Here is a 3,008-nt window from a genome sequence, read left to right on the forward strand (position 1 = left end):
AGACAGCCTTCACGCCGCCTCCCGGTAGGCGGCCGCCTCCTCCAGGTCCAGCCTGCGCAGCAGGGTGCGCAGCATCTCGTCGTCGATGTAGCGCCCGTCCCGCAGACGTACGAAGACCTCGCGCTCGGTGCTGATCATCTCCCGGGACAGCCGGCGGTAGGTGTCGTCGACCGACTCGCCGGTGACCGGGTTGACCTGACCGAGGCGCTCCCACACGGAGTTGCGGCGGCGCTCCAGGACCGTGCGGAGCCGGTCGGCGAGCGGCCGGGGCAGGGCGTTGCGCTCGTCCTGGAGGAGTTCCTCCAGACGCTGCTCGGCGGCCCGGGAGGCCTGTGCCTGGGCGTTCGCCTCGGCCAGGGTCTCCACCTGGGCACTCCGGCCGGGGAACCTCAGCAGGCGGATCAGCGGCGGCAGCGTCAGGCCCTGCACCACCAGCGTTCCGATGACCGTCGTGAAGGTCAGGAAGAGCAGCAGGCTGTGCCTGGGGAACGGCTCGCCGTCGTGCAGCGTGGCCGGGATCGAGAAGGCGATGGCCAGGGACACCACACCCCGCATCCCGGCCCAGGCGGTGACCATCGCGCCCCTCCAGGTGGGGTTCTCCTCCCGTGCGCGGACGCGCCGGGACAGCAGGCGGGGCAGGAACGCCGCCGGGTACACCCACACGAACCGGGTGGCGACGACCACCAGGAAGACGGCGACCGCGTACCAGGCGGCCTCGGCGCCCGCGTGCGCCCTGAGGCCCTTCAGGACGACCGGCAGTTGCAGTCCGATGAGGGCGAACACCGAGGACTCCAGGACGAAGGCGACCATCTTCCACACCGCCTCCTCCTGGAGCCGGGTGGCGAAGTCGACCTCCCACGCGCGGTGACCGAGGTAGAGGGCGACCGTGACGACGGCGAGAACACCGGAGGCGTGCAGCTGCTCGGCGACGCCGTAGGCCACGAACGGGATGAGCAGGGAGAGCGTGTTCTGCAGCAGCGGCTCCTTCAGGTGGGTGCGCAGCCAGTGCAGCGGCGCCATCAGCACCAGTCCGACGCCGACGCCGCCGACGGCCGCGACCAGGAACTCCTCGATGCCCCCGGCCCAGGTCGCTCCCTCACCGACCGCGGCGGCCACCGCCACCTTGTAGGCGGTGATCGCGGTGGCGTCGTTGAGCAGGGACTCCCCCTGCAGGATCGTGGTGATCCGCGAGGGCAGCCCGACCCGGCGGGCCACCGCCGTCGCCGCGACCGCGTCCGGCGGCGCCACGACCGCGCCCAGCACCAGCGCGGCCGTCAGCGGCAGCCCCGGCACGATCAGGTACGCGGCCCAGCCGACCGCGAAGGTCGCGAACAGCACGTACCCGACCGAGAGCAGCGCCACGGGCCGCAGCTGCGCGCGCAGGTCGAGGTAGGAGCTGTCGATGGCCGACGTGTACAGCAGTGGGGGCAGCAGCAGCGGCAGGACCACTCCGGGCTCGAGGGTGTAGGCGGGCACGCCGGGGACGTAGGAGACCGCCAGTCCGGCCGCGACCAGCAGCAGGGGTGCCGGTACGGGGGTGCGCCGGGCGGCCCCGGCCACCGCGGTGCTGCCCGCGACCAGCAACAGCAGCGGCATCACGTCCATCGTCCTCACCCGCCCGTCGTTCTCGCCGCCCGCTTTTCCACGCGGTCACCCGCGCGCCCGTCGTAACCTGGCAATCATGAAACAGTGCACGCACGCCGGCACGCTGCCGCGTCCGGAGCCCGCACCCGAGAGCGAGACCTGTCCGGAGTGCCTGGCGGACGGCACGGATCCGGTGCAGCTGCGGCTGTGCCTGACCTGTGGGCACGTCGCGTGCTGCGACTCCTCGCCGGGACAGCACGCGACCAGGCACCACAAGGAAACCGGCCATCCGGTGATGCGGACCTTCGAGCCCGGTGAGGACTGGCGTTGGTGCTTCGTGGACCACGTGCTCGTGTGACCGTGCCCGGGCGGCCGGGCTCGTGCGACCGGGGCCGGACGGTCCGACGGTTCGACCGTCCGGCGTCTGGGTACGACAATCCGGCCCGCGCTGTTCCCATTTGGGCCCGCAGACCCCCTAGCCACGGAGCGTATCCGTAGGTTTACTATGAGTGACAGCAAGGGGTCGGGGTCCCGGGACAGGAATGCCGAGAGCGCGGTAGCGTCACGGCTGAACCATGTATCGCGTTACCCCCGGGGGGCGACCCTCGGCCCTGAGAGAGCTTGTACCACCTTGGAGGTGAGGGTGTCCCAGATCGCAGGCGAGCCCGTGGCGAACCAGGACTTCGTGGAGGTCCGGCTGCCGGCTGCGGGTGCCTACCTGTCGGTGCTGCGGACGGCCACGGCCGGTCTCGCGGCCCGCTTGGACTTCACCCTCGACGAGATCGAGGACCTGCGCATCGCGGTGGACGAGGCCTGCGCGATCCTGCTCCAGCAGGCCGTGCCCGGCTCGGTGCTCAGTTGCGTCTTCCGGCTGGTCGACGACTCGCTCGAGGTGACCGTCTCGGCCCCGACCACGGACGGTCACGCGCCCTCGCGGGACACGTTCGCCTGGACCGTCCTGTCCGCGCTCGCCGGCAAGGTCTCCTCCGCCGTGGACGAGGACAGGACCGTGTCGATCAGCCTCTACAAACAGCGCGGCGCGGGACCCGGGCCGGCGTGAGGGACGGGGACGGGCCGGTGCGGGACGAAGAGCGCGGCACACGGGAGCTGCCGGCCGAGGGCGGGATTCCCGCCCGCGCGGACGGAGCCACGAACCCGGGCGGGACCACCCCGGGCGGCCCCGCCGTGCCCCGGCGCGCGGCGGGCGGCATCGACGGCATCCCGGAGCAGGCCAGGCCGCACCCGGAGGACGAGCCGTCGGCGGCCGGCCTCCCGGGCGACGGGCAGGCACGCGGCGACGCCGTGCGGGACACGCCCGCGCCGGCGCGGAGCGGAGCCGGTGCCGGCCATGGAGGTCCTCCCCACGGGGATTCCCCCCGTTCACGCGAAGGCGTGAACGCGGGGAAGGAGGCGGGGGCTCGGGG

At 72.8% G+C, this 3,008-nt stretch carries 3 protein-coding genes and 1 pseudogene; 3 read left to right on the top strand and 1 reads right to left on the bottom strand.

The genetic code is table 11. The features are described from left to right. Positions 1-9: 9 nt before the first annotated feature. Positions 10-1,605, bottom strand: coding sequence for a Na+/H+ antiporter (locus C1I97_RS34370; protein ID WP_111006906.1), 1,596 nt, complete (start codon positions 1,603-1,605; stop codon positions 10-12). A gap of 76 nt (positions 1,606-1,681) precedes the next feature. On the opposite strand from C1I97_RS34370, the gene C1I97_RS34375 reads away from it, so the two are divergent. The 3 genes and pseudogenes from C1I97_RS34375 to C1I97_RS42080 all read left to right on the top strand — a co-directional run. Beyond that, positions 1,682-1,942, top strand: a complete 261-nt coding sequence (locus tag C1I97_RS34375; RefSeq protein ID WP_111006907.1) for a UBP-type zinc finger domain-containing protein — start codon at positions 1,682-1,684, stop codon at positions 1,940-1,942. A 285-nt stretch (positions 1,943-2,227) separates the two neighbouring features. Further along, positions 2,228-2,644: an anti-sigma regulatory factor gene (locus C1I97_RS34380; RefSeq protein ID WP_067236910.1), complete on the top strand. Its 417-nt coding sequence runs from the start codon at positions 2,228-2,230 to the stop codon at positions 2,642-2,644. After that, positions 2,641-3,008: pseudogene (locus tag C1I97_RS42080) on the top strand (hypothetical protein); the annotation flags it as partial. The gene C1I97_RS34380 and the pseudogene C1I97_RS42080, both read left to right, overlap by 4 nt.

The sequence above is a fragment of the Streptomyces sp. NTH33 genome, from assembly GCF_003236365.1.
Taxonomy (GTDB): domain Bacteria; phylum Actinomycetota; class Actinomycetes; order Streptomycetales; family Streptomycetaceae; genus Streptomyces.